This window comes from uncultured Alistipes sp. (genome assembly GCF_910580175.1).
Lineage (GTDB): Bacteria > Bacteroidota > Bacteroidia > Bacteroidales > Rikenellaceae > Alistipes.
The window spans coordinates 339,769-363,622 of sequence record NZ_CAJTXD010000002.1 but is presented as its reverse complement, the minus strand read 5'-3'; the positions used below and the strand labels follow the sequence as shown (position 1 = coordinate 363,622).

Here is a 23,854-nt window from a genome sequence, read left to right as displayed (position 1 = left end):
ACTTAACCCATATTGCAAATATAAATCGATTTATTTAATAAACCAAATATTTCAACAAATTTTTCATGCGGATGTCCGTTCCTCGCCGGAATAGCAACGGCATAAGAACGAATTCATAAGGTACGATTTCCCTTGCAGCCGCTCCGGAACGGCTTTTGCCGCTCGCACACCAAAAATATCATCCCGAAGTGTCAGTGAAAAATGCCAATGCAACCACTCGGTGCCTTTGCACGTCCGGGCCGCCGCAACTATCAGAACGGCAGATCGTCGGGATCGTCGGCAGGCATGGCAGGCGCCGCAGCGGGCTGCCCGGGAGCCGAATGTCCGGCATCGCCCGCAACCGCACCAGGCTGAACCGCCCCGGCGCCGCTCTGCGCAGCTCCATACGCCGCACCGTAAGGCTGTGCCGGAGCACCGCCCTGCGCGCCGTCGGACATCGCACTGTCGCTTCGCCGACCTAACAGATTCATGCTGTCGGCCAGAATCTCGGTGGTATAACGCTTGTTGTTGTCCTTGTCGACCCAATCGCGCGTCCGCAGACGTCCCTCGATATAAAGCTGCGATCCCTTGTGCACGTAGCGATCGACCACATCGGCCAGACCGCGCCACAAAGTGATCGTGTGCCACTCGGTATGCTCGCGCGTTTCGTTGGTCTGGCGGTCGAAAAACCGCTCGGTGGTAGCCAAGCGCAAGCGGGCGACCTTCACGCCGTTTTCAGTCGTGCGAACCTCCGGCTCCATGCCGACGTTGCCAACCAAAATAACTTTATTGACCATATGCTCTCTACAATTCTTTAATCATCCGGCGGAACAGCAACTGCATCTTCACGCCGGCCTTCTTACCCTGCAACTGCACATCCTCGTGATCGCCGATCTCGTCGGAGAGGCCGCAGTTGGTAATGACCGAAACGCCGAACACAGGAATCGACATGTGCCGGGCGACAATTACCTCGGGAACCGTCGACATGCCGGCCGCATCGCCGCCGATGGCTTTGAAATAACGATACTCGGCCTGCGTCTCGAACGTAGGGCCGGTGCCGCCGACGTAAACGCCGTACTGGAGCTTGATGCTCTCCTGCTCGGCAATGGCCGTGGCGCGGGCGATCAGCTCCTTGTCATAGCAATTGTGCATGTCGGGGAAACGAGGCCCCAACTCGGCGAGGTTCGGCCCGATCAAAGGATTGGGCATCAAATTGATATGATCGGTAATAACCATCAGATCGCCCACACGGAACGACGTGTTGATGCCGCCCGAAGCATTGGAAACGAAGAGGTAACCGATGCCCAGCTGCTGCAACACGCGCACGGGGAACGTTACCTGCTGCATGGTGTAACCCTCGTAATAGTGGAAACGCCCCTGCATGGCGACGACCTTGCGGCCCTCCAGCGTACCGAAGATCAGACGCCCTTTGTGCCCCTCGACCGTCGAAACGGGAAACCCGGGAATCGACTTGTAATCCAACGAATAGGCGGCCTCGATCTGTTCGGCGAAATCGCCCAAGCCCGTGCCGAGCACGATGCCCACCTCGGGGCGGAATCCGGCGGTCTGCGCCTGGATCCACGCTGCGGTCTTCTTAATTTCCTCTAACATCTTCTTCTAATCTTTGCAGAAAATCCGTTGCCGAATCCTCTATGAACGAAATATTGATCGGTTGATAATACAAACTGCGCCGGATATCGGCGGGAATCTTCTCCCGGTTGACCAGCTTCACGGCGTCCTTCTCGGTAGTCACGATCACGGCCCCGGGATGCGCGGCGAGCAACGTCCCGAGCGCCCGGATGTCGCGCACGCGATATACATGGTGGTCATCGAGCGTCATCTCGGCTACGACGTCATACTGCTTGCGCAGCGTTTCGAGGAACGGCTCGGGATTGCCTATGCCGGAGAGTGCAATGACCTTGCCGCCCTGCGCCACCGGCTCGCCGGAAGCCTCCGACGGGAAGAGCGGCTGCGGGATGAAACTCTCGAAACGCGTATAGTAAACCCGCTGGTAAGCGATCGAAATCAACACCTTGCGCAGAATCCGCCGGTCGATGGGCGCCATCTTCTCGGGACACTTCGTGACGACGAAATAATGCGCCCGATACAACTCGGAGGGCAAGTCGCGCAACGTCCCGGCGGGCAACATCTTGTCATGCTGAACGGGGCGCGTGGCGTCGATCATCACAACGTTGATCTTCGGCTCGATGTAACGATGCTGGAATCCGTCATCCATGATGATGAGGTCGATCTCGGGATGCTCGGCACGAATCCTCCGAATGGCATCGGCCCGCTTTTCGCAAACGACGACCAGCGTGTCGGGAAACTTGAGCTTGATCTGCAACGGCTCGTCGCCCACCTCGCGGTAATGCGAAGAACACTGCACCTCGCGGTAACCCTTGGTGCGCCGGCCGTAACCGCGCGACAACAAAGCGATGTTGTAACGCTGCGACATGTAGGAAATGAGCATCTCGGCCATCGGCGTCTTGCCGGTGCCGCCCACGGTAATGTTGCCGATACAGATGATCGGAATGTCGAAACGCTCGCTTTTGAGAAACCCCCAATCGAAGAGACGATGACGGAACGTCACCCCCAACTTATACAGGAAGGCCATCGGCGCGAGCAAACTTTTGGTCATCTCTTCAAAATGCAATTATCCGGAATTTTCAAAGATAACAATATTTACCGATTTGACAAAATAAAAATTTACAAATCTCAAGCCCGGATAAAAAACCGCCCTCCCGAAGAATAAAACGGAAGACCCGGCGAGGGAAAAAACCGACGGACACGAACGACGTCTCGGCAAAACATGGAACATGGCTGCTTTTCAACTCGACTTGCACGATTTGCGGGAGACAAGCTCCCGCTTAGATAGGCGGCGTCTCGGCAAAATGCAAACTTTGTTTGCTTTTGCGCTCGACTTGCACTATCTTTGCCTATGCGTATGAAAAAAATCACCCTCTCCCTGCTTGCAACACTGGCCCTGGCGGCCGGGGCATGCGACCGCACGGAACCGGCCGCGCAACAACAGAACCTGGTCTACGGCATCGACGCCGACAACTACCGCCTGGAAAGCGGCGAAATCGGCCCCGGCGAAACCATGGGCAAGATACTCAACCGCTACGGCGTCACGGCCCGCCAGATCGACCGACTCGACCGCGCCTCCAAAGAGGTGTTCCCGCTGCGCAACATCCGCCCAGGTCACAAATACACGGTCTTCATCCACGAAGACTCGCTCTACAGCCCGCACCTCGACTATCTGGTCTACGAAACCGGGCTGACCGACTACGTGGTGTTCGGATTCCACGACGCCGACTCGGTATCGGTGCGTCAGGACACCAAGCCCATGACTCTGCGGCGCACCAAGCGCAGCGCGGTCATCAAATCGTCGCTTTGGGGATCGATCATGGAGCAGAATCTGCCCTACGCTCTGGCAGCCGAAATGGAGAACATCTACCAATGGACGGTAGATTTCTTCGGCATACAGAAGGGCGACAGCTTCACGGTAATTTACGACGAACGTTTCATCGACGACACCATACCGGCAGGCATCAACCGCATATGGGGCGCTAAGTTTACCCAGGGAGGCAAAGAATACTACGCCATTCCCTACCGCCAGGGCGGCAGAATCCAATATTGGGAAGCCGACGGAACGAGCCTGCGCAAACAAATGCTCAAGGCTCCGCTTAAATATACGCGCATCAGCTCGAAATTCAGCTACGCCCGCAAGCACCCGATCTACAAAGTCTACCGTCCGCACACGGGCGTGGATTATGCAGCGCCGAAGGGAACGCCCGTACACGCTGTGGCCGACGGCGTAATAACATTCAAGGGCTGGGCCGGCGGCGGAGGCAACACCCTCAAGATCAAGCATCCGAACAACCTGATGACCGGCTACCTCCACTTGAGCGGCTATGCCAAGGGCATCGCCAAGGGTAAACGCGTGTCGCAAGGACAGCTGATCGGATACGTAGGTTCGACCGGCGCTTCGACCGGCCCGCACCTCGACTACCGCGTATGGCGCAACGGCACGCCCATCGACCCGCTGAAGATTCCCCAGAGTCCGGCAGAGCCGATCGCCAAGGCGAACCGCGAAACTTTCGAATTCGTCCGCGACCGCATCATCGCCGAGTTGAACGGCGAGGTGTCCGACGAAGAGCGCATTACCCAACTGGATTCGATCGTTATTCCGGCAGCCGTGTTGCAGCCGGCAACGGCCGAATAGACTGCCCGGCGCCCATGAAACGCAGCGGGGTCATCATCGTAGCAGGCGGCCAGGGGCGGCGATGCGGCGGAAGCATTCCCAAGCAATTCGCCCTGCTGGCCGGCCGGCCGGTGCTGGCTCATACGATCGGCAACTTCGCCCAGGCGCTGCCCGGCGCCTCCATCGTGGTCGTATTGCCTGCCGAATACATCGGCTTCTGGAACAACCTGCGCGCCCGTTTCGACGTAGCGCCCCACACCGTAACGGCCGGCGGTAACGAACGATTCCACTCGGTGCGCAACGGATTGGCCGCACTGCCGGAAGATGTGGGGTTGATTGCTGTCCAGGACGGCGTGCGTCCTTTAGGCTCGGTAAAGCTGATCCGCCGCCTGACCGCCGAAGCCGCAGAACATGGCACGGCGATTCCGGTCGTGGAAGCGGCGGACTCCTACCGCGAAACGGACGGCGGGACTTCGTACCCGCTCGACCGCAGACGCCTGCGGATCGTACAGACGCCCCAGGTGTTCGACGCCGCCCTGCTCCGCGAAGCCTACCGCACCGACTACGATCCGGAGTTTACCGACGACGCCTCGGTGGTCGAACGAAGCGGACATGCCGTCCGTCTCTGCGAGGGAGAGCGGCAAAATCTGAAGATTACCACGCCGGAAGACATCGCGATCGCCGAAGCCCTGTTTGCCGCCCGCGAGGAGAACGCCTGCGAAGGCCTGCCGATTGAATAACGACCCGCAACGACCGACCATGCAAAACACCTACAAATATCGCTTCGACCGCCACACGATCTACTGGACGGCGATCTATCTGATCGTCTTCGCATTGCTGGGCGGCGTACTCTATTACCTCTACGAGGGCGGCTATCTTTCGGCCTGGTTTACTTCGTTCATCGTGGCGCTCATCGCACTGATGGCGCTTTCGATTCCCCGCAAAATCGTGGTAACCGACGAAACGGTGGAAATCCGCTGCCTGCTGGACATCACAGAAATCCGCCGCGACGAAATCGCGTCCGTGCACCGGGTGGAGACCAAACGGATGAAATGGATCGTGCCGCTGTTCGGCAGCTGCGGATTCTTCGGCTACTATGGCTACTATTTTGACCTCCATCGCTTCGAACGGGTAAAAATCTACGCCACGCAATGGAGCAACTTCGTAGAGATCATCGACATTTACGAAGATCGGCTCTATGTGTCGTGCCAGGATGCCGACCGACTGACAGCAGAGTTGACGCCGCCGGGCGGCAACCGTCCGATCGAAGAAGAATAGATAAAAAGCAACTTCATACCCGGAATGACGGAGGTCACGGCTTCCGCCAGTGCGGTACGTAGATTCAGCAATCCACTGACGGCGTAAGGCGCAAAAAAGAAGTTGATGCAAAAGTTCAGCGCAGAAAATTAGGTGCGGACGGTTCATTCGGCACCGACGATTCGGTGCAAAAACGTTTGTTTTCTGTTTTGCGGTGCCGTTAGTTATCTATCCCAGTCTGTCCCGGGGCTGCCGCCGTCGGCTTCTCCGGGCCATTCATCCCAGCGATTGCTTGCCAAAACATTCGCCGCGGGCCACCGCAACAACGCGTCGGGAGCCTTGACGAGCGTCGGCACGCGCGGCCTCTACTGGGCATCTTCGTCCTATGCTGCCGGTAATATCAACGCGGCCTTTTTGGACTTCACGTCGGGCAACGTGAACCCGCTGAACACCGGGAACCGGGCAGATGCTTTTTCCGTGCGCTGCGTCCAAGCATCTACGGGTTGTTTTTTATCTTTTTCGGCATTTCGGCAAAAAAATCGGGGGGGGGAACTTTTTTGACCAGAAATACTTAACTTTGCAACAAGTGCAGATGCACCGAACTCTAAACCCCAACACCATGAAAAAGATTCTCTTCCTGATGGCTTTCGCGGCCTGGACATGGGCCGGAGGAATCGACGCAGCGGCAGCTCAGACCCTCGAACCCGAATTCGAAGGCGAGGTCGTGGCGGTGCTCCCCGACGGCTCGGCCAGCAAACTCGAAAAGCACAACGTCCGCATCAAGACCGGAGCAGGCGTCTACATCGCCGGATTCGCCGCTGCCAAGCAGAAGACCAAGGTCGTGATCGACGGCAGCACGGCAAACGTACGGCTCGACGGCTCGCAGCCCATCGAACTGATCGTGCGGGCCAAAGACAACAAAGCCGACCCGATGTCTATCGTGCGCGTCTTCCGCATGAAAGCCACGCCCAAGAACCGTTCGGCAGTGATTTCGGCCGTAGGCACTTTCAACGTGCAGAGCAACACGATGGAGTACCTGCCTTTCGAAGCCAAGAAATACGGCGAGAGCAGCTACCGGCTGACTTTCGAGAAACGCCCGACAGGCGAATACGGCGTGATCGTTTCGAACCCCAACAACGTGGACGAGAAGATGGTCATCGTCTCGACGTTCGCCATCGACAACGGCAGCGACCCGAAAAAGAAATAAGATCCGTTTCTCCCGAGAAAAAAACCGAGGGCGCATCCTATGTCGGATGCGCCCTCGCTCGTCGATATGCAAAACGGCGGCCCGGCTTCTCTCAAACGAAACGCCTCTGCGGAGACTCCGCGGAGGCGTTTCGCCATTCATCAATTTTTCAGCGGCAGGAAAGAATAGTTCTTCGAGTAGTCCATCATCTGCTCGACATAATCGGTCGGATAGATGATCTCCACGTCGACGATCTTGCCGTTCTGCTCGACCAGCCGATAGTCGGGATTGAGGAATCCGCCATAAGGTTCGATGCCGAGAGCGTTGTAGCGCTCCCGCACCTGGGCATGCAGTTCGGGATCGACCGCCACAGCATAGCGCTCTACCAGCTCGCGGCCCGCCTCGTAATCGCCCTCCGATTTGATGCGCTGAATCTCGTGGAGCATCTCGCCGAACAGCGCCCGCAGCTTGGCGAAATCGTTGACCACCACATAGCGTTTGCCGTCCTGCTCGACCCACTCGATCACGTTGTCGGCCTTGCCGCGCTCGTAGCACCATTCGCAGATCAACTTGCGGTTGCGCATGTGCGCCTCTTCGACGTTCTTGCCCGGCTCGATGCGGGCCAGCTGGGTCATCATGCCGTTCAGAATATATTTGGCATAACCGGCCCATGCCACGTCGAGCGAGGGGATCAGCCCCAGTTCGACCATCTTCGGATCGCCCAGATAATAGAGACCGAAGAGGTCGGCGCGGGTCTCTTCGAGCGTCGAACCGTAACTCTTCAGCTCGCCGCCCGCAACACCGGGCGCCAGCTGCCCCGAACCGTGGCCGAGACACTCGTGCAGGTCGGTATGCAGGTCATCGGCCAGCTTGCCGTAGCGATCCATGCGCTCGCGATCGTCGGCCCGCAAGACGAATTCTTCGTTGAAGCCGTTGCCGTGGGCCGCCATGTCGTAGGCATAGGTAATGTTGTCGATCGTGACGGATTTGGAGCCGTATTCCTTGCGGATCCAGTCGGCGTTGGGCAGGTTGATGCCGATCGGCGTGGCCGGGTAGCAGTCGCCGCCGAGCATGGCCACCGTGATGACCTTGGCCGAAACTCCCTTGACCTTCTTTTTCTTATACTGCGGCGCCACGGGCGAATGATCCTCGAACCACTGGGCGTTCTCGGAGATGATCTCCGTGCGGCGGCACGCCTCGGTATCCATGAAGTTGACGTTGGCTTCCCACGACGCCTTGCGGCCCAGCGGATCGCCGTAGTCCTCGATGAATCCGTTGACAAAATCGACGTTCGACAACGTATCCTTGACCCAGCGGATGTTGTATTCGTCGAACTTTTTCAAGTCGCCCGTGCGATAGTATTCGATGAGCGAAGCGATGGTCGACTTCTGCGGCTCGGCAGCTACGGACTGCGCCTTTTCCAGCCACTCCACGATGCGCTCGATGGCCGCCGAGTACATGCCGCCGACCTTCCACGTGCGCTCGTAGATGCGGCCCGACTTGCGATCCTTGACCAACTGCGAATTCAAGCCGTAGGAGACCGGCTCGGGGTTGCCGGCATCGGCGGCGGCCATCGCGGCGTAGAACTTCTCCGCCTCGGACTGGGAGACGCCGCAATAGTAATTGCTCGACGAAGTGAGCAGCAGATCGTCGCCCGCCGTCTGGTTGAGCCGCGTGGGGTACATGTCGGGGTCGAAGATGGCGATGCAGACGGCACCGCGCAGGGCGTTCAGCTCATCGCCGAAATACTCCTCGGGGATGGTTTCGATGAGCGACAACAGATACTCCTCGGAGAATTCGGGCACGAACTTGTCGTTGGAGTAATGATGATGGATGCCGTTGGCGAACCACACTTTCTTGAGGTATTTTTCGAAAGCCCGCCACTCCGCGCTTCCGCGGTCGCCCTCGTAATGCTCGTAGACGGTCTCCAGCGTCCGCCGCACGGGCAGGTTCATGGCGCAATTCTGGTCGAACAAAATATCGCGCCCGCAGCGGGCGGCCTGGGCCAGATAATAGATCAGCTCCTTCTGCTCCAAAGGCAATTCTTCGAAGCCGGGAACCTCATAGCGGATCACCTTCACGTCGTCGAACCGGTCGACGATCCACGGAGCCTCGGCCGGCTGCGAAGCGCCGCCGCACGAAACGAACGAAAAAGCGATAAAGGACATAAAGATAGTTTTTTTCATGACGTTCGGGTATTGTTTTGTGCGAAGATAACAAAAATTCGGCAAAACGCGCTGCGGAACGTTTTTTTGCAAAAAATGCTTCGTTTTGTCTATCGGAATTTCTACCTTTGCCCCGCAACCCGATTCAAGAAGAATATGGAAGTTTTTACAAGCGTCGCCGCGCTGCGGGCGCAGCTGGAACAGGTCGATCCGAGCGGCTTGGGATTCGTCCCGACGATGGGCGCCCTGCATGCCGGACACCGCTCGCTGGTGGAACGGGCGCGCAAGGAAAACGCCGTCGTGGCGGTCAGCGTCTTCGTCAACCCCACGCAATTCAACGACAAGAACGACCTGCGGCACTATCCCCGCACGCCGGAAGCCGACGCCCGGCTGCTCGAGGAAGCCGGCGCAGACTACGTGCTCATGCCTTCGGTCGAAGAAATATATCCCGAACCCGACACGCGGCAGTTCGACTTCGGAGCGGTCGACAAGGTAATGGAGGGCGCTACGCGCCCCGGCCACTTCAACGGCGTGGCCCAGGTGGTCAGCCGGCTGTTCGACATCGTGCGGCCGGCCCGCGCCTACTTCGGCGAAAAGGATTTCCAACAGATCGCCGTGATCCGCGCCATGGCGGAACAACTGGGGTTGCCGGTACAGATCGTCGAATGCCCGATCGTCCGCGGCGACGACGGCCTGGCGCTCTCGTCGCGCAACCAACTCCTCGACGAGGCACACCGGGCAGCGGCTCCGCACATCTACGCCACGCTGCGGGCAGCCGTAGAAAAGTCGCACGAGCTGACGCCGGCCCGGCTCAAGGCGTGGGTCGCCGAAGAAATCGACCGCAACCCGCTGCTGAAAACGATCTACTACCAGTCGGTCGACGCACGCACCATGCAGGAAGTCTCCGCATGGGACGACGCGTCCCGCATCCAGGGCTGCATCGCCGTGCAGGCCGGCCCGATCCGTCTAATCGACAACATCCGAATCCGATAATGAAATTCCAGATCGAAGTCATCAAATCGAAAATCCACCGCGTGACGGTCACCCAGGCCGATCTGAACTATGTGGGCAGCATTACCATCGACGAAGCGCTTCTCGAAGCGGCCAACATCATCGAAGGCGAAAAAGTACAGATCATGGACATCGACAACGGCGAGCGTTTCGAGACCTACGTCATCAAAGGCCCGCGGGAGAGCGGCTGCATCTGCCTGAACGGCGCTGCGGCCCGCAAGGTGCAGGTGGGCGACGTGGTCATCATCGCCTCCTATGCGCAGATGGATTTCGAAGATGCCAAGCAGTTCCGGCCGTGGATCGTATTCCCCGACACGGCGACCAACCGACTGACCGAATAAGAGACGATGGACGTTCTGCTGGCCATTCTGGCGTTCGTGCTTTCGGTGCTGGGCATCGTGGGGTGTATCGTGCCGGTTCTTCCGGGCGTCGTGCTCAGCTACCTCGGGCTGCTCTGCGCCTGGGGCGCCTCTTACTCGCAAATTTCGGCTGCGACGCTCTGGCTCTGGCTGGCGCTCACGGCAGCAGTCTCCGCAGCGGACTATTTTCTACCAGCATGGATGACGCGCCGTTTCGGCGGCTCGCGGGCTGGCGCCATCGGTGCGACGATCGGCATCTTCGTCGGGCTCTTCTTCGGGCCGTGGGGCATCGTTCTCGGCCCGTTCGCAGGGGCCGTGGCCGGAGAACTGCTCCACGACAGCACCGATTCGGGCAAAGCGTTCCGGGTGGGTTTCGGCTCTTTCATGGCATTCATCGTAGGCACAGGACTGAAACTGATCGCCTGCCTGACGATGTTCGTGCTGGTTGCGGCCGACATGTGGACACCGTTCAAGGAGTGGGTGTCCGGGCTGTTCTAACCTTTAAACAGCGCGACATCGTCAATCCGGTAACGATAAACATCCCTACCGGTAAACGGCCTACCTGCCGAATGAAACCGGGGCGTCTCTACGAATAGAGACGCCCCGATTCTTTACCCGCTCCGGTTCTTCCTGTCCATCGCAGCGAACATCCGCGAAACCTGCCGGGCAGACGATGCTTCGCGACGCTCTGAATGACCAAGAAAAAAGGCGGAACGGCAACCGCCCCTCCGCCTTGCATCTTTCTTCAATACCGATAGTGATCGGCCTTGAACGGCCCCTCTTCCGGCACACCGATGTAATCGGCCTGCTTCTTGGTCAGGTGCGTCAACTCGACGCCCAAGTTGTCCAAATGGAGCCGGGCGACCTCCTCGTCGAGATGCTTGGGCAGGCGGTAGACGTCTACATCCAACTTCTTCTGCCACAGCTCGATCTGCGCCAGGCACTGATTAGTAAACGAATTCGACATAACGAACGACGGATGCCCCGTAGCGCACCCGAGGTTGACCAGACGCCCCTCGGCCAGAATGAAGATCGAATGGCCGTCGGCGAAGGTATATTTGTCGACCTGCGGCTTGATGTTGGTCTTCGCGGCACCCGATTTTTCGAGCCGCTCCATCTGGATTTCATTGTCGAAGTGACCGATATTGCAGACGATGGCCTGGTCGCGCATGCGCTCCATGTGCTCCAGCGTGATGATGTCGCAGTTGCCCGTACAAGTCACGAAGATGTTGCCCTCGGCCAGTGCACTCTCCACGGTCTTTACCTCGAAGCCCTCCATCGCCGCCTGCAAGGCGCAAATGGGGTCGATCTCCGTCACGATGACCCGGGCGCCGTACGAACGCATCGACCGGGCGCAGCCCTTGCCCACGTCGCCGTAGCCGCACACCACCACGACCTTGCCGGCAATCATCACATCCGTTGCGCGCTTGATGCCGTCGGCCAGCGATTCGCGGCAGCCGTAGAGGTTGTCGAACTTCGATTTGGTGCACGAGTCGTTGACATTGATAGCCGGCACGAGCAGCTCGCCCTCCTCCATCATGCGGTAGAGCCGGTGCACGCCGGTGGTGGTCTCCTCGCTCACGCCGCGCCACTCGGCGACGGTGCGGTGCCATTTGCCGTGATCCTCGGCCAGAAGCTGCCGGAGCGTGTCGAGAATGACCTCCTCCTCGTACGACGAGGGAGTCACGTCGAGCGTCGAAGCGTCGTTCTCGGCCTTGTAACCTTTGTGGATCAACAAGGTGGCATCGCCGCCGTCATCGACAATGAGCTGCGGGCCTTTGCCGCCCGGGAACGACAGCGCCATGGCGGTGCACCACCAATACTCGGGCAAGGTCTCGCCTTTCCATGCAAAAACAGGTACGCCGGCAGCGGCGATGGCGGCAGCGGCATGATCCTGCGTGGAGAAGATGTTGCACGAACACCACCGCACCTCGGCGCCCAACTCGACCAACGTCTCGATCAGCACGGCGGTCTGGATGGTCATGTGCAGCGACCCCATGACGCGCACGCCCTGGAGCGGTTTCGAGGGGCCGTATTTGCGGCGCACGGCCATCAAGCCGGGCATCTCGTACTCGGAAATCTCGATTTCCTTGCGCCCCCACTCGGCCAACGACATGTCGGCGACCTTATAGGGTAAAGTTGTATCCAAAAACATAATCAACCTAATTTTTATAGTTTCGTTATCCGCGACCGCCCGGTGCTTCCGACCGATCAGTATGTCAAGTTCAAGATCGTTTCCTTGTCTTTTGCTATCTGCTCGCGCAACTCCTCGACCGAAGCGAAACGCTGCTCGCCGCGGATCAGCCGCACCAGCTCCACCCGCAGGGTCTTGCCGTAGAGCGTTCCGGCGAATCCGAACAGATGGGTCTCCAACCTCCGTTCGCCGCCCCCGACCGAGGGATTGCTCCCGAGGTTGGACATGGCCCGATAACGCACGCCCCCGACCTCGGCCCACGAAGCGTAGACGCCATCGCCGACCAGCGTATCGGCCGGTACGGGCAGATTGGCGGTCGGAAAACCCAACTGCCGCCCGAGCTGCCGTCCCTGCTCGACCACCCCCTCGAAAACGACCGGCTCCATCAGATTTTCTCGGTCAACCGCCGCACCCATGCGAACTGGGAGAAAAACTCCTTGGCGAAGACGCGCAGGACGGTGTAGGAAGGAATGGCCAACAACATGCCCAAGATACCGGCGAACGACCCGGCGAAAAGAATGACGAGAAAGATTTCGAGCGGATGGGCCTTGACCCGCTCGGAATAGAGCGTAGGCTGCAAGACGAAATCATCCAATCCTTTGATTGCAAGCAACGAAGCTGTGATGACGAAGACCGTATGCCCGACCGATGTACCCTCGATGGGCGTGAGGATACCGACCAACACCGAAATCACGCCGCCGATCAACGGGCCGGCGTAGGGCACGACGTTCATCACGCCCATGACCAGACCGATGAAGAAAGCATCGGCGGCCTTCATGCCGAAAAGCATCATCACGAGCGACACGGCGAACATCAACAGCAAACTTTCGGAGAGGATGCCGGTAAAATAGCGCCCAAGGAGCAAGGTCACGGAATCCAAGGCCCGGGTAATGCTGTCGCGGTAACGCTCGGGAAACACGCCCGTGACCATGGTGTAGAAAAGGTCGTCCTCCTTGAGAAAGAAGAACGTGATGAACGAAATAGAAAAAACGGCGATGACCGACGAGAAAACCATGCCGATGACCGACGAAAACAACGAATTGAGCGACTCGAAGTCGATCAACCGCCGTAAAGCTGCGGTCAACTCCTCGGACAAGGAAAACGAACTCTCGGGCAAGGCGAACAACTGCTGCAAATTATGCTGCGCCCGGGCGACAGGATCGCCGATGCTGCTGACGACAGCGCTGAAATCGACCCCGGCCAACTGGTTGATCTTATTGAAGACCAACGGCACGAACAAGGCGCACAACACAGCGACGACCGTCCAGATGACGACCAACGTAACCAATGCCGCGATCGAACGCGGCACCTGCCAACGCCGCATATGCAATGCCGAAATCCGCTTGACGAGCGGACGCCCCATCACGGCGAGCACGGCCGAGACGAGGATATAAACAACGATGGCTGAAAAATACCAGACCAAAAAGAGCACCGCCGCAACGACGGCCGCCCCGGCAAGAAATTTCAGCACGGTCTGCGAAGTCGCGATCATGCTTCCGTATTTTGGGGCAACCGGGCGATGGGAGTCTGCGAACCGACCGTAGGATCGCCCAAGCCGACGAGCAGTTCGCTCCCCTTGGGCACGAGCACATCGACCCGCGAACCGAACTTGATGAACCCGCAGACGCTGTTCTGCTCGACCTGGTGGCCCGTCTCCATGTAGGAGACGATCCGCCGGGCGATCAACCCGGCAATCTGCCGGAACAGCACCCGATGGCCCGAAGCCATGCGCACGACGGTCGTTGTCCGCTCGTTCTCGGTCGACGACTTGGGATGCCAGGCGACCAGAAAACGCCCGGGATGATATTTGAAATACTCGACGATGCCGCCCACGGGCACCCAGTTCATGTGGACGTTGGTAATGGACATGAAGATCGAAATCTGCAACATCTCCTCATGCAGATACTCGTCGTCCCGAACGACCTCGGTTACCACGACCCGTCCGTCGCAAGGCGCGAAAACCAGGTCGCCGTCGTGGATGCGCACGCGCCGCGGCTCGCGGAAAAAGGCAACGATGAAGAACCAGAACAACAACAAGAATATCGTACTGGCCCAGATAAGCATAGTACTCGAATCGCTGACCAACAAGTGGTAGAACAGCCACCAGATCAGCACGCAGACCAAGCCCGAAACGAAGATGATTTTGTAACCTTCTTTATTGATTTTCATGCGATACGAGGAATTAGCAGTTGTAGAAGCAGATGTCGAACCCCCAATTGCACAACAGCAGGTAGACAAGCGCGAAAGGAGCCGACAGCAGCACGGCGTCGAAACGGTCGAGGACGCCTCCGTGGCCGGGAATCGAACGGCCCGAATCCTTGACTCCGGCAGCCCGCTTGAACATCGATTCGGTCAGGTCGCCCAGCACGCCCGTCGCCGCAACGACCAGTGCCAGACCGCCCCATGCCCACAGGCTGCCGCCGAGCTGCCAGCCCGCCGCCACGCCCGCGGCGACCGCTCCGGCTACTCCGCCGAAGAAGCCTTCCCACGATTTTTTGGGCGACAGGCGCTCGAAAAGGCGGTGACGGCCGAGAAGCATCCCCACCAGATAGGCGAAGACGTCATTGGCCCAAATAATGATCAGATAAGCCAGCGCAACGCCCGGGAACCATTCGCGGGACGCAGACTCGAACCCAAAAGCCATCCAGCCGAAGCAGACCAACGGAAAAGCCACGTACCAAACACCCAACAAGGTGGCACCCACTGAAGCGAGAGGATCGGTATTCTTGCGGTAAAGTTCGCAGACAAGCATGGCAGGCACCGCCAGCACGAACAGGACTATCATGGCACATATCCACCGATTGTCCAACACATTGCACCCATCAGGAATGGCAGGCAGGAGCGCAAGACAAAAAAGAGCCAGCCCCAATACCGTGCCCAAAACGCGCTGGGGCCGAGCACCCTTGGCCGCGGCCAGCGCATAGAATTCGAGCATTCCAGCCGCTGCCAGCACCGCCAACAGAACGCCGAAGCCGTTCGGCGACCAGATCATGGCGCCCAGCATCACGGCAACTAACACAAGGCCGCTGAGCGTACGCACCACAAGATTTTTCATTTTATCATTCATCGGTTCAAGTTAGGTCTGATTCGAAAATAAGGTCAGTCGCCCGAAGATGCTTTCTGCGATTTCCGGGATTTTCGAGGTTTCGGAGCCGCAGGTTGTTCCGGAACGCCCTCCTCTTTCGGTTTGCGCGGGCGACGCGAAGGTCGCGACTTACGGGATTCGGCAGACGGAACGGATTCGGTGGATTCGGTGGATTTGCCCGCCTTGCCCGCCTTGCCCGCCTTGCCCAAGTTGTCCGGTTTCTGGGCCGAATCGGCTTTCTCAACGTTTTTCTCTGCCGCTTCGCGGCGCTCGCGTTCAATATCTTTCTTACGCTTGCCGAAAATCCGTTCGACATCCTCGGTAAACACCACTTCGCGCGACAACAGCAGCTCGGCCAGCTCCTTCAACCCGTCGGCATGCTCGCGCAACACCTGCTCGGCCATCGCATAGGCCTTGTCGATGAGCAAGCGGGCCTCGGCATCGATCTGCTGGGCCGTCGACTCGGAATAAGGCTTGGTAAGAGCCATGTCGCTCTGCCCGGTCGAGTCGTAGAACGACAGATTGCCGACCTGTCGGCTCATGCCGTAGTAGGCCACCATCGCATAAGCCTGCTTGGTAACCCGCTCCAGATCGTTCAGCGCTCCGGTCGAAACCTGACCGAAAGTCAGCTGCTCGGAAACACGTCCGCCGAGGGTGGCGGCCAGCTCGTCCATCAACTGCTCGCGCGTGGTAATCTGCCGCTCCTCGGGCAGGTACCAGGCGGCACCCAGCGCTTTGCCGCGCGGGATGATCGTAACCTTAATGAGCGGGCTGGCATTTTCGAGAATCCAGCTGACGGTCGCATGTCCGGCCTCGTGGTAGGCGATCACACGCTTCTCCTGGTCGGTAATGATCTTGTTCTTACGCTCCAAGCCGCCGATGATGCGATCGATGGCGGCAAGGAAATCCTCCTTGGCGATATACTTTTTATTATGGCGCGCGGCGATCAGCGCGGCCTCGTTGCAGACGTTGGCGATGTCGGCGCCCGAGAAACCGGGCGTCTGACGGGCCAGGAACGCACGGTCGAGCGCCGGATCGAGCTTCAGCGGACGCAGATGGACGTCGAAAATCTCCTCGCGCTCCTTGACATCGGGCAGGCCGACCTCGATCTGCCGGTCGAAGCGTCCGGCACGCATCAACGCCTTGTCGAGGATGTCGGCCCGGTTGGTAGCCGCGAGGACGATCACTCCGGTGTTGGTCTGGAAACCGTCCATTTCGGTCAGCAACTGGTTGAGCGTGTTTTCGCGCTCGTCGTTGCCCGAGAATCCGGCGTTCTTGCCACGGGCACGGCCGATGGCATCGATCTCGTCGATGAAAACGATGCAGGGGGCTTTCTGCTTGGCCTGGGCAAAAAGATCGCGCACGCGCGACGCGCCCACCCCGACGAACATCTCGACGAAATCGGAACCCGAAATGGAGAGGAAAGGCACGTTGGCCTCGCCGGCAACCGCCTTGGCCAACAAAGTCTTGCCGGTTCCCGGAGGGCCGACGAGCAAGGCACCCTTGGGAATCTTGGCCCCCAGTTCCTTATATTTGTCGGCTTTCTTGAGGAAATCGACGATCTCCATGATCTCGACCTTGGCTTCCTCAAGCCCGGCGACATCCTTGAACGTGATGCGGCGCGAATTGTCCTTGTCGAACACCTGCGCCCGGGCCTTGCCGACATTCATGAGTCCACCTCCGGCACCGCCCCCGGCGCCGCGCGACATGGAACGCATGACAAGGAACCACACGCCGATAATAAGTACCCAAGGCAAAAAATTGATGAGCAGCGTCGTCCAATCGTTGCTCTTGTTCTCATAGACCACCGGCACGGAGCGTCCGGTCTGCTCCTCGACAGACTTCAGATCCTCGCGGAACGAGTCGACCGAACCGATCGTGAAGAAAAACTGCGGGCCGGTGCGGGGCAAATGCCGATAACGCTTATCGGCAGAGTCCCGGCGATAACGTTCGCCGGCCTCCGACGAGAGGAAAACCTCGGCCCGGTCGCGGTTGACGACCCGGATCTTCTCGACCTCGCCCCGACCGACCATCCGTTCGACGGTAACCCAGTCGCTGGACAAGGGCGTATCGTTGCTCTCGCCGAAGAAATACCATCCGATGATGAAAGCACCGATCAAAGCATAGATCCACAGCATCGACGGCCGCGGAAAACCCAGATTCTTATTATTGTTGTTCTTGCGTTTCTGTACCATAGCGGGAAAATCACTCTTCGTATTCGTAACGGGTCAGCGGCGCATCGGCCCACAACTCCTCCAGGCGGTAAAAGTCGCGCAACTCGGTCTGGAAGATATGCACCACCACATCGACATAATCCATGGCGATCCAGACCGCGCTCTGCTGCCCCTCGACACGCCACACCTTCTCGCCGAGGGTCTCCTGCACCTTCTCCTCGATGCCGTCGGCGATGGCCGCGACCTGCGTCGTGGAATCGGCATTGCAGACTACGAACGCCGAACAGATGGCGCCGTCGAAACCCGAAAGGTCCAACGATACAATATTCTTACCCTTTTTATCTTCAATCGCTCCGACGATCGTTTCGATAAGTTTCTCCATAAAAATCGAATATACCTATAACCTTGCAAAGATAGGAAGAAGATTTAGAATTACCCAATCCGGGATTCACAAATTTTCGGAACCCTGCCCCGCGCCGGCATAAGCCAAGATGGTGTCGGTCAGGGCGCGAATGATCGAATTCTTAACATAGGTGCGCCGTACGGCAATGGCGATCTTGCGCGAAGTAGCCCCCTTGGCCAAGGTTTTGAGCCGGTCGCGCCGATCGGCGGGAATGAATTCGACAGCCATCTCGGGGATGATCGTCAGGCACGATGTGCAGTCGACGATGCGCATCAAGGTGTCGAGCGATCCCGACTCGAAAGAATAATGCGCAGGCATGCTGCGGCGCGCTTGGCACAACTCGATGATCTGGTCGCGCATGCAGTTGCCGGGGCTGAGGATTACCAGATCGCGCAGATCGATATCCTCGATACGGATATTCTGCCGCTCGTAGAGCGGATTTTCGGGCGAGACATAGGCATAGAACCGGTCGTTGAACAATTCCTGTTCAAGAATCCCCTCGCCGCAGGTGCCGCTGGCGACCAGTGCGGCATCGATCCGGTCGCGTTTCAATGCTTCGACGATATCGGCCGTTACCATTTCGGAAATCTCCAGCTCGACTTTGGGAAAGTCGCGCACGAAAGCGGGGATGAACTTGTGCAATAAATAAGGTGCGATGGTCGGAATGACGCCCAGACGCAGTTTGCCAGCGGTTTCGCCTTTCAGCTCGGCGACGGCCTCCTTGATATAATTATAGGCCGAGAGCGTGCGCCGTGCCTGCTCCAGCACGACTTCGCCCGCCTCGGTGGGGATGACGGGCTTCTTCGAACGATCCAGCAGCACGACCCCCAACTCCTCTTCGAGGGCCTTGACCTGCATGCTCAACGACGGCTGCGTAACGAAACAATGCTCGGCGGCAAGCGAAAAACTGCCGCAGTTGGCCACAGCAAGGAGGTATTCGAGTTGGATGATAGTCATAGCAACAATTTATTTCGACAGACGAAAGTATAAAAAAAAACGATATTCTCCAACTTTATTAGGTCGCGCACGCGGATTTTCGTAAGTTTGTACCAATCAACCCTGCGCTGAATCGGGTTTCGACATCTCGCAGAGGCACCCGCACAGGGGCGTTGCAGCCGACGGCTCCGAAATACCACCGGATAACCGGACGGCGGCGGAACTTATTTACGGAAAAAAGATTATCGTATTATGGCAAAAATAATTCTTACGGGCGACCGCCCCACAGGCCGGCTCCATCTGGGTCACTATGTAGGTTCGCTCCGCCGCAGGGTGGAGTTGCAGAACTCGGGCGAATTCGACAAGATTTTCATCATGATCGCCGACGCCCAGGCCCTGACGGACAACGCCGACAATCCGGAAAAGGTTCGTCAGAACGTCATCGAAGTGGCGCTCGACTACCTCTCGGCAGGTCTCGATCCGACGAAGTCGACGCTTTTCATCCAGTCGCAGATTCCCGAATTGTGCGAACTGGCGTTCTACTACATGAATCTGGTAACGGTGCAGCGCCTGCAACGCAACCCGACCGTGAAAGCCGAAATCCAGCTGCGCGGATTCTCCGAGAACGCCGCCGAGGGCGATACGACACAGCGCCAGGGCATCCCGGTGGGCTTCTTTACCTACCCCATCAGCCAGGCGTCGGACATCACGGCGTTCCGCGCAACGACCGTTCCGGCGGGCGAAGACCAGGAGCCGATGATCGAACAGACGCGCGAGATCGTCCACAAGTTCAACTCGACCTACGGCCCCACGCTGGTCGAACCCGAAATCCTGCTGCCCGACAACGCGGCGTGCATGCGTCTGCCGGGCACCGACGGCAAAACCAAGATGTCGAAATCGCTGGGCAACTGCATCTATCTGTCGGACACGGCCGACGAAGTGAAGAAAAAAGTGATGGGCATGTACACCGACCCCGACCATCTGCGCGTCGAAGACCCCGGCAAGGTCGAGGGCAACACGGTGTTTACCTACCTGGACGCCTTTTGCCGTCCGGAACATTTCGAGAAATACCTGCCCGAATACCCCTCGCTCGACGAGCTGAAAGCCCACTATCGCCGCGGCGGACTGGGCGACGTGAAGGTCAAACGCCTGCTGATCGCCGTGCTGAACGAAGTGCTCGACCCCATCCGCGAACGCCGCCGCTACTATGAGACGCGGATCGCCGAAGTCTATGCAATGCTCGAAGCGGGTTCGCGCCAGGCACGCGAAGCGGCCGCAGCCACGCTGAACGACGTACGCAACGCAATGAAGATAAACTATTTCGACGACAAGGAACTGATCGCGGCCCAGACGCAGGCCTTTGCCGAAAAGGACGAATAAAGGAAAAGACTCCCGCGCATCCCTGCTCCCTGCGAACGCCCCGCCCTAACCGCTCACTGCCAACACGCCCTCTTAACCGCTTCCCGCCATGCGCCTGCGCACCGAACGCATCTACACCTATTTCCTCCATCTGACCCGGCGGCTGTCGACACGCCAGATCATGATGCTGTTGGCCGTGATCGTAGGCGCCCTGGCCGGTGTGGGCACCTATCTTTTCGAAATCCTGCTCTATGCCATCAAAGGAGGGCTGACGCGCTGGTTTCCGGTGGAAAGCGCCCACCTGCTGTTCCTGATCTATCCGGCGATGGGCATCATCCTGGCGTCGCTCTTTGTGAAATATGTCGTTCGGGACAACATTTCGGAGGGTGTGACGCGGGTGCTGCAAGCCATGTCGCGCAAAAACTCGCGCATCGCACGCCACAACTGCTGGAGTTCGATCGTGGGCGGTGCGACGACCATAGGATTCGGCGGTTCGGTAGGCCCCGAGGCCCCGATCGTATTGACCGGAGCGGCCATCGGCTCGAACGTGGGCAAGCTGTTCCGGCTCAACTACAAGCACACCACCCTGATGCTGTGCTGCGGCGCCGGCGCAGCCATCGCGGCGATCTTCAAGGCTCCGATCACGGGCATCGTCTTCGTGTTGGAAATCCTGATGCTCGACATCACAGCCGCCTCGGTCATCCCGCTGCTGATCGCCTCGATCACGGCCACGACGATGGCGTTCCTGTTGCGCGACTTCGACCCCATCCTGGCCGTGACGCTGCGGCCCGAAGATGCGTTCGAACTATGGCAGATTCCGCTATTCATCCTGCTGGGCATTTTCTGCGGTCTGATGTCGTGGTACTTCACGACGATGAATTCACGAGTGGGCACTTTCTTCAAGGGACTGGACAAGCAATACAAGAAATGGCTCGCAGGAGGCGTCGTGCTGGGCATTCTGATCTTCATCTTCCCGCCGCTCTACGGCGAAGGCTACGAGGGGCTTACGGCACTGATGCACGGCCAGACGCAGCAACTTTTCGACAGCTCGCTTTTCTACCGGTTCCGCGACATCGACTGGGTGGCGATCCTATTCGTCGTGGCCACGATGTTCTTCAAGGTCATCGCCATGTCGGCGACCAATGCGGCAGGCGGCGTAGGCGGAACGTTCGCCCCGTCGCTCTTCGTGGGAGCCTTCACGGGCGCGGCGCTGGCGCTCACGTGCAACGCGCTCTTCGACTGGCAGGTGTCGCTGGTGTCGTTCACGCTGGTGGGCATGGCGGGCGTGATGGCAGGCGTGATGAACGCGCCGCTGACGTCGATCTTCCTGATCGCCGAACTATCGAACGGCTACGGCCTGTTCATCCCCCTAATGATCACAGCCTGCATTTCGTTCGCGGTGGGCTACTGGCTCGACCCCGACTCGATCTACACCAAACAGCTGCGCCTGCGCGGCGAACTCCTTACCCACGACAAGGATCAATCGGTGTTCGTCTTCCTGCAACTCGACGCCCTGATGGAAACGGACTTCATCCGCATCCGCGAACGCATGACGCTGGGCGACCTGGTGCACATCATCTCCTCGGCGCGCCGCAACATCTTCCCCGTGATCGACGACTTCGGCCGGCTGCTGGGCGTGGTGCAGCTCGACGACCTGCGCGAAGACATGTTCAAGCGCGAGAAATACGGCCATGCGGTAACGGACTACATGATCCAGCCGCCCGACAGGATTCTTGAGCACGAAGCCATTCAAAGCATCCTGCCCAAATTCGAAGACAAACGCACGTGGATGCTGCCCGTGGTCGACAAGCAGGGCCGCTACCTGGGCTTCATATCCAAGTCGCGGATTCTGAACGCCTATCGCGAACAACTGGTAAAGATTCAACAATAAAAGTCCGCTGCATCGCGCTTCGCCACGGCCCGGCCGAAAGGGACGACCCTGCAAAGAAACCACTTTCTCATGACTCCGATCATCGATTTTTCCCGCTGGAACGACGAACTGGACTGCGCCGTCACGGTATGCGACACGCAAGGCGTCGTGCTCTACCAAAACCGCCGGTCGTGCGAAGTGAACGGCGACGTGCAAGGCCGCTCGCTGATCCCCTGCCACAACGAACGCTCGCAGGCGATCATCCGCCGTCTGCTGGACGAAGGCGGCCGCAACGTCTACACGATCGAGAAAAACGGAATCCGCAAGCTGATCTACCAAACCGTGTGGCGGGAAAACGGCACGGTAGGCGGGCTGGTGGAATACTCGATGGAAATCCCCGCCGAGATGCCGCACTATGTGCGGACACCCCAAAAAAGATAAAAAACAGCTCCCTTGCAGATGCTTGGACGCAGCGCACGGGAAACGCGGAGGCTCTGTAGCTGTCGTACAGCGGGTACACGCGGCCCGCAAGGAAGTCCAGACGCCCGGCGTAGACACTGCCTGCGGCGTAGGACGAAGACGACCAGTAGTAGCCGTTCGTGCTGACATTCGTCAAGGCTCCCGACGCGTCGTGGCGGTAGCCCGCGGCAGGTATCGAAGCAATCGCTGGAATGAATGCCGCAGCGGGGTCGTCGAGAGCAACGCCGCGGCAAACTGGGATGGACAACTGGCAACACCGCAAAACAAGAAGCAAAAGTTTTTGCACGGAATCTTTGCATTAAAGTTTCAGCGTTGAATTATTTGCGCATGAAACGTTCTTGCACCGAATCGTCGGTGCCGAACGAACCGTCCGCACCGAACCGTCTGCCCTGAACTTTTGCGTTTATCCTTTTTGCGCCTTATATTACCAGTGGATTGCTGAATCTGCATATCACGCTGGCCGGAACCTTGACCCCGGCCACTCCGGGTAATAAGAACTGCTTTTTATCTGTTTATCTGTCGCCAGAAATCGGGCTTACGGTACGATCTTCCGATACACCACTCTCGCAAGAGATCCTCGGCCCGATGTTTCGGCTGTCCATGCCATCCGAATCACGAAGCCGCCCCCGAATCCAATCGGCCGGCCGTCAAAGATAATCACAGATATCATGCGGACAAAATAAATTTCGGATTTCGCCACCCAGTTACCCTTTTTGCCCCGACCGGAAGCACCCGCACCGCTCGCCGCAACAAAGCCCCGCAAACACCACAGCAAAACTCCTGCAAGTCTCGCTGCAAAATTCCCGCAAGCCTCGCAGCCAAACCCCGCAGCGGCCAAATGTGGAATAAAGCCGCATCCTCTTTGGAAATGCGGAGCATCAGCGGCGATTCTCCGTTTGCAAGTACCTTGTACCTGTAACAAACGACGGAAACAGATGTTTTCATCGGATTCGGTTGACTTCTTGGTTGACTTTTTCGCGTCAACCGTGGCGTCAACCGCTCATTTTCGGCAGGTGCGGATAAAAAAGAAAAGCACCGATAACCGTTGGATTATCAGTGCTTTTCCTGTTGTCGGGGTGACTGGATTCGAACCAGCGACCACACGCCCCCCAGACGTGTACTCTAACCGGACTGAGCTACGCCCCGATTACCCGAAACCCATCGGTTTGGGACTGCAAATATAGTATATTTT

At 58.4% G+C, this 23,854-nt stretch carries 22 protein-coding genes and 1 tRNA gene; 10 read left to right on the top strand and 13 right to left on the bottom strand.

Going from position 1 to position 23,854, the window contains the following annotated elements; all coding sequences use genetic code 11:
• Positions 1-251: 251 nt before the first annotated feature.
• From QZ298_RS03895 to lpxK, 3 genes are read right to left on the bottom strand one after another with little or no spacing between them, the layout of a single operon-like run.
• Positions 252-776, bottom strand: coding sequence for a single-stranded DNA-binding protein (locus QZ298_RS03895; protein WP_296005503.1), 525 nt, complete (start codon positions 774-776; stop codon positions 252-254).
• 7 nt (positions 777-783) lie between these two features.
• Entirely contained in the window at positions 784-1,590 is an 807-nt protein-coding gene (locus QZ298_RS03890) for a purine-nucleoside phosphorylase (RefSeq protein ID WP_296005501.1), read from the bottom strand.
• A complete protein-coding gene (gene lpxK, locus QZ298_RS03885; RefSeq protein WP_296005499.1) occupies positions 1,574-2,617 on the bottom strand; it encodes a tetraacyldisaccharide 4'-kinase in 1,044 nt (347 codons plus the stop codon). Before lpxK ends, QZ298_RS03890 begins: the two co-directional genes overlap by 17 nt.
• 306 nt (positions 2,618-2,923) lie before the next feature.
• Between lpxK and QZ298_RS03880 the strand changes: the two genes are divergently transcribed.
• From QZ298_RS03880 to QZ298_RS03865, 4 genes are all read left to right on the top strand, one after another.
• The gene (locus tag QZ298_RS03880) at positions 2,924-4,204 is read left to right on the top strand and encodes a M23 family metallopeptidase (RefSeq protein ID WP_296005497.1); all 1,281 of its coding nucleotides are present in this window, start codon (positions 2,924-2,926) and stop codon (positions 4,202-4,204) included.
• A 14-nt stretch (positions 4,205-4,218) separates the two neighbouring features.
• The gene (locus tag QZ298_RS03875) at positions 4,219-4,923 is read left to right on the top strand and encodes a 2-C-methyl-D-erythritol 4-phosphate cytidylyltransferase (RefSeq protein ID WP_296005495.1); all 705 of its coding nucleotides are present in this window, start codon (positions 4,219-4,221) and stop codon (positions 4,921-4,923) included.
• A gap of 19 nt (positions 4,924-4,942) precedes the next feature.
• Positions 4,943-5,461, top strand: coding sequence for a PH domain-containing protein (locus tag QZ298_RS03870; protein ID WP_296005493.1), 519 nt, complete (start codon positions 4,943-4,945; stop codon positions 5,459-5,461).
• 598 nt (positions 5,462-6,059) lie between these two features.
• Positions 6,060-6,647 (top strand): hypothetical protein, encoded by a 588-nt coding sequence (locus QZ298_RS03865; RefSeq protein ID WP_296005490.1) that lies wholly within the window; start codon positions 6,060-6,062, stop codon positions 6,645-6,647.
• A gap of 140 nt (positions 6,648-6,787) precedes the next feature.
• Here the strand turns inward: QZ298_RS03865 and QZ298_RS03860 are convergent, their stop codons facing one another.
• On the bottom strand, positions 6,788-8,794 hold the full coding sequence (locus tag QZ298_RS03860; protein WP_296005488.1) for a dihydrofolate reductase: 2,007 nt from the start codon (positions 8,792-8,794) through the stop codon (positions 6,788-6,790).
• A gap of 153 nt (positions 8,795-8,947) precedes the next feature.
• Between QZ298_RS03860 and panC the strand changes: the two genes are divergently transcribed.
• Genes panC through QZ298_RS03845 form a run of 3 tightly spaced genes read left to right on the top strand, consistent with a single transcriptional unit; the run spans position 8,948 to position 10,659 of the window.
• Complete coding sequence (gene panC / locus QZ298_RS03855; protein ID WP_296005486.1) at positions 8,948-9,784, top strand: pantoate--beta-alanine ligase; 837 nt, start codon at positions 8,948-8,950, stop codon at positions 9,782-9,784.
• Positions 9,784-10,143 (top strand): aspartate 1-decarboxylase, encoded by a 360-nt coding sequence (panD, locus tag QZ298_RS03850; RefSeq protein WP_296005484.1) that lies wholly within the window; start codon positions 9,784-9,786, stop codon positions 10,141-10,143. The genes panC and panD overlap by 1 nt, the downstream gene beginning before the upstream one ends.
• A gap of 6 nt (positions 10,144-10,149) precedes the next feature.
• On the top strand, positions 10,150-10,659 hold the full coding sequence (locus QZ298_RS03845) for a DUF456 domain-containing protein (RefSeq protein WP_296005482.1): 510 nt from the start codon (positions 10,150-10,152) through the stop codon (positions 10,657-10,659).
• 247 nt (positions 10,660-10,906) lie between these two features.
• Here the strand turns inward: QZ298_RS03845 and ahcY are convergent, their stop codons facing one another.
• The 8 genes from ahcY to QZ298_RS03805 form a co-directional block, all read right to left on the bottom strand.
• The gene (ahcY, locus tag QZ298_RS03840) at positions 10,907-12,316 is read right to left on the bottom strand and encodes an adenosylhomocysteinase (RefSeq protein ID WP_296005481.1); all 1,410 of its coding nucleotides are present in this window, start codon (positions 12,314-12,316) and stop codon (positions 10,907-10,909) included.
• A 56-nt stretch (positions 12,317-12,372) separates the two neighbouring features.
• Entirely contained in the window at positions 12,373-12,741 is a 369-nt protein-coding gene (locus QZ298_RS03835) for a riboflavin kinase (RefSeq protein WP_296005479.1), read from the bottom strand.
• Positions 12,741-13,847 carry an AI-2E family transporter gene (locus QZ298_RS03830; RefSeq protein WP_296005477.1) on the bottom strand — a complete coding sequence of 369 codons (1,107 nt, stop codon included), beginning with the start codon at positions 13,845-13,847 and terminating at the stop codon, positions 12,741-12,743. The genes QZ298_RS03835 and QZ298_RS03830 overlap by 1 nt, the downstream gene beginning before the upstream one ends.
• Positions 13,844-14,524, bottom strand: coding sequence for a phosphatidylserine decarboxylase family protein (locus QZ298_RS03825; RefSeq protein ID WP_296005475.1), 681 nt, complete (start codon positions 14,522-14,524; stop codon positions 13,844-13,846). Before QZ298_RS03825 ends, QZ298_RS03830 begins: the two co-directional genes overlap by 4 nt.
• Before the next feature lie 13 nt (positions 14,525-14,537).
• The gene (locus tag QZ298_RS03820) at positions 14,538-15,410 is read right to left on the bottom strand and encodes a phosphatidate cytidylyltransferase (RefSeq protein WP_296005473.1); all 873 of its coding nucleotides are present in this window, start codon (positions 15,408-15,410) and stop codon (positions 14,538-14,540) included.
• Positions 15,411-15,454: 44 nt separating this feature from the next.
• Entirely contained in the window at positions 15,455-17,635 is a 2,181-nt protein-coding gene (gene ftsH / locus QZ298_RS03815) for an ATP-dependent zinc metalloprotease FtsH (protein WP_296005471.1), read from the bottom strand.
• 10 nt (positions 17,636-17,645) lie between these two features.
• A complete protein-coding gene (gene rsfS / locus QZ298_RS03810) occupies positions 17,646-17,996 on the bottom strand; it encodes a ribosome silencing factor (protein WP_296005469.1) in 351 nt (116 codons plus the stop codon).
• 66 nt (positions 17,997-18,062) lie between these two features.
• The gene (locus QZ298_RS03805) at positions 18,063-18,974 is read right to left on the bottom strand and encodes a hydrogen peroxide-inducible genes activator (protein ID WP_296005467.1); all 912 of its coding nucleotides are present in this window, start codon (positions 18,972-18,974) and stop codon (positions 18,063-18,065) included.
• Positions 18,975-19,205: 231 nt separating this feature from the next.
• On the opposite strand from QZ298_RS03805, the gene trpS reads away from it, so the two are divergent.
• The 3 genes from trpS (at position 19,206) to QZ298_RS03790 (ending at position 22,623) form a co-directional block, all read left to right on the top strand.
• Positions 19,206-20,333, top strand: coding sequence for a tryptophan--tRNA ligase (gene trpS / locus QZ298_RS03800; RefSeq protein ID WP_296005465.1), 1,128 nt, complete (start codon positions 19,206-19,208; stop codon positions 20,331-20,333).
• 88 nt (positions 20,334-20,421) lie between these two features.
• Positions 20,422-22,203, top strand: coding sequence for a chloride channel protein (locus tag QZ298_RS03795; protein ID WP_296005463.1), 1,782 nt, complete (start codon positions 20,422-20,424; stop codon positions 22,201-22,203).
• A 69-nt stretch (positions 22,204-22,272) separates the two neighbouring features.
• Positions 22,273-22,623: a PAS sensor protein gene (locus tag QZ298_RS03790; protein ID WP_296005460.1), complete on the top strand. Its 351-nt coding sequence runs from the start codon at positions 22,273-22,275 to the stop codon at positions 22,621-22,623.
• Between the two features lie 1,110 nt (positions 22,624-23,733).
• On the opposite strand, the gene QZ298_RS03785 is transcribed toward QZ298_RS03790, so the two are convergent.
• Positions 23,734-23,808 (bottom strand) — tRNA-Pro (locus QZ298_RS03785).
• Positions 23,809-23,854 lie beyond the last annotated feature (46 nt).

What these genes read in the sequence shown, in the direction of transcription:
- QZ298_RS03895 (WP_296005503.1), bottom strand. Translation starts at nt 776, where the DNA reads ATGGTCAATAAAGTTATTTTGGTTGGCAACGTCGGCATGGAGCCGGAG.
- QZ298_RS03890 (WP_296005501.1), bottom strand. Translation starts at nt 1,590, where the DNA reads ATGTTAGAGGAAATTAAGAAGACCGCAGCGTGGATCCAGGCGCAGACC.
- lpxK (WP_296005499.1), bottom strand. Translation starts at nt 2,617, where the DNA reads ATGACCAAAAGTTTGCTCGCGCCGATGGCCTTCCTGTATAAGTTGGGG.
- QZ298_RS03880 (WP_296005497.1), top strand. Translation starts at nt 2,924, where the DNA reads ATGAAAAAAATCACCCTCTCCCTGCTTGCAACACTGGCCCTGGCGGCC.
- QZ298_RS03875 (WP_296005495.1), top strand. Translation starts at nt 4,219, where the DNA reads ATGAAACGCAGCGGGGTCATCATCGTAGCAGGCGGCCAGGGGCGGCGA.
- QZ298_RS03870 (WP_296005493.1), top strand. Translation starts at nt 4,943, where the DNA reads ATGCAAAACACCTACAAATATCGCTTCGACCGCCACACGATCTACTGG.
- QZ298_RS03865 (WP_296005490.1), top strand. Translation starts at nt 6,060, where the DNA reads ATGAAAAAGATTCTCTTCCTGATGGCTTTCGCGGCCTGGACATGGGCC.
- QZ298_RS03860 (WP_296005488.1), bottom strand. Translation starts at nt 8,794, where the DNA reads ATGTCCTTTATCGCTTTTTCGTTCGTTTCGTGCGGCGGCGCTTCGCAG.
- panC (WP_296005486.1), top strand. Translation starts at nt 8,948, where the DNA reads ATGGAAGTTTTTACAAGCGTCGCCGCGCTGCGGGCGCAGCTGGAACAG.
- panD (WP_296005484.1), top strand. Translation starts at nt 9,784, where the DNA reads ATGAAATTCCAGATCGAAGTCATCAAATCGAAAATCCACCGCGTGACG.
- QZ298_RS03845 (WP_296005482.1), top strand. Translation starts at nt 10,150, where the DNA reads ATGGACGTTCTGCTGGCCATTCTGGCGTTCGTGCTTTCGGTGCTGGGC.
- ahcY (WP_296005481.1), bottom strand. Translation starts at nt 12,316, where the DNA reads ATGTTTTTGGATACAACTTTACCCTATAAGGTCGCCGACATGTCGTTG.
- QZ298_RS03835 (WP_296005479.1), bottom strand. Translation starts at nt 12,741, where the DNA reads ATGGAGCCGGTCGTTTTCGAGGGGGTGGTCGAGCAGGGACGGCAGCTC.
- QZ298_RS03830 (WP_296005477.1), bottom strand. Translation starts at nt 13,847, where the DNA reads ATGATCGCGACTTCGCAGACCGTGCTGAAATTTCTTGCCGGGGCGGCC.
- QZ298_RS03825 (WP_296005475.1), bottom strand. Translation starts at nt 14,524, where the DNA reads ATGAAAATCAATAAAGAAGGTTACAAAATCATCTTCGTTTCGGGCTTG.
- QZ298_RS03820 (WP_296005473.1), bottom strand. Translation starts at nt 15,410, where the DNA reads ATGAAAAATCTTGTGGTGCGTACGCTCAGCGGCCTTGTGTTAGTTGCC.
- ftsH (WP_296005471.1), bottom strand. Translation starts at nt 17,635, where the DNA reads ATGGTACAGAAACGCAAGAACAACAATAATAAGAATCTGGGTTTTCCG.
- rsfS (WP_296005469.1), bottom strand. Translation starts at nt 17,996, where the DNA reads ATGGAGAAACTTATCGAAACGATCGTCGGAGCGATTGAAGATAAAAAG.
- QZ298_RS03805 (WP_296005467.1), bottom strand. Translation starts at nt 18,974, where the DNA reads ATGACTATCATCCAACTCGAATACCTCCTTGCTGTGGCCAACTGCGGC.
- trpS (WP_296005465.1), top strand. Translation starts at nt 19,206, where the DNA reads ATGGCAAAAATAATTCTTACGGGCGACCGCCCCACAGGCCGGCTCCAT.
- QZ298_RS03795 (WP_296005463.1), top strand. Translation starts at nt 20,422, where the DNA reads ATGCGCCTGCGCACCGAACGCATCTACACCTATTTCCTCCATCTGACC.
- QZ298_RS03790 (WP_296005460.1), top strand. Translation starts at nt 22,273, where the DNA reads ATGACTCCGATCATCGATTTTTCCCGCTGGAACGACGAACTGGACTGC.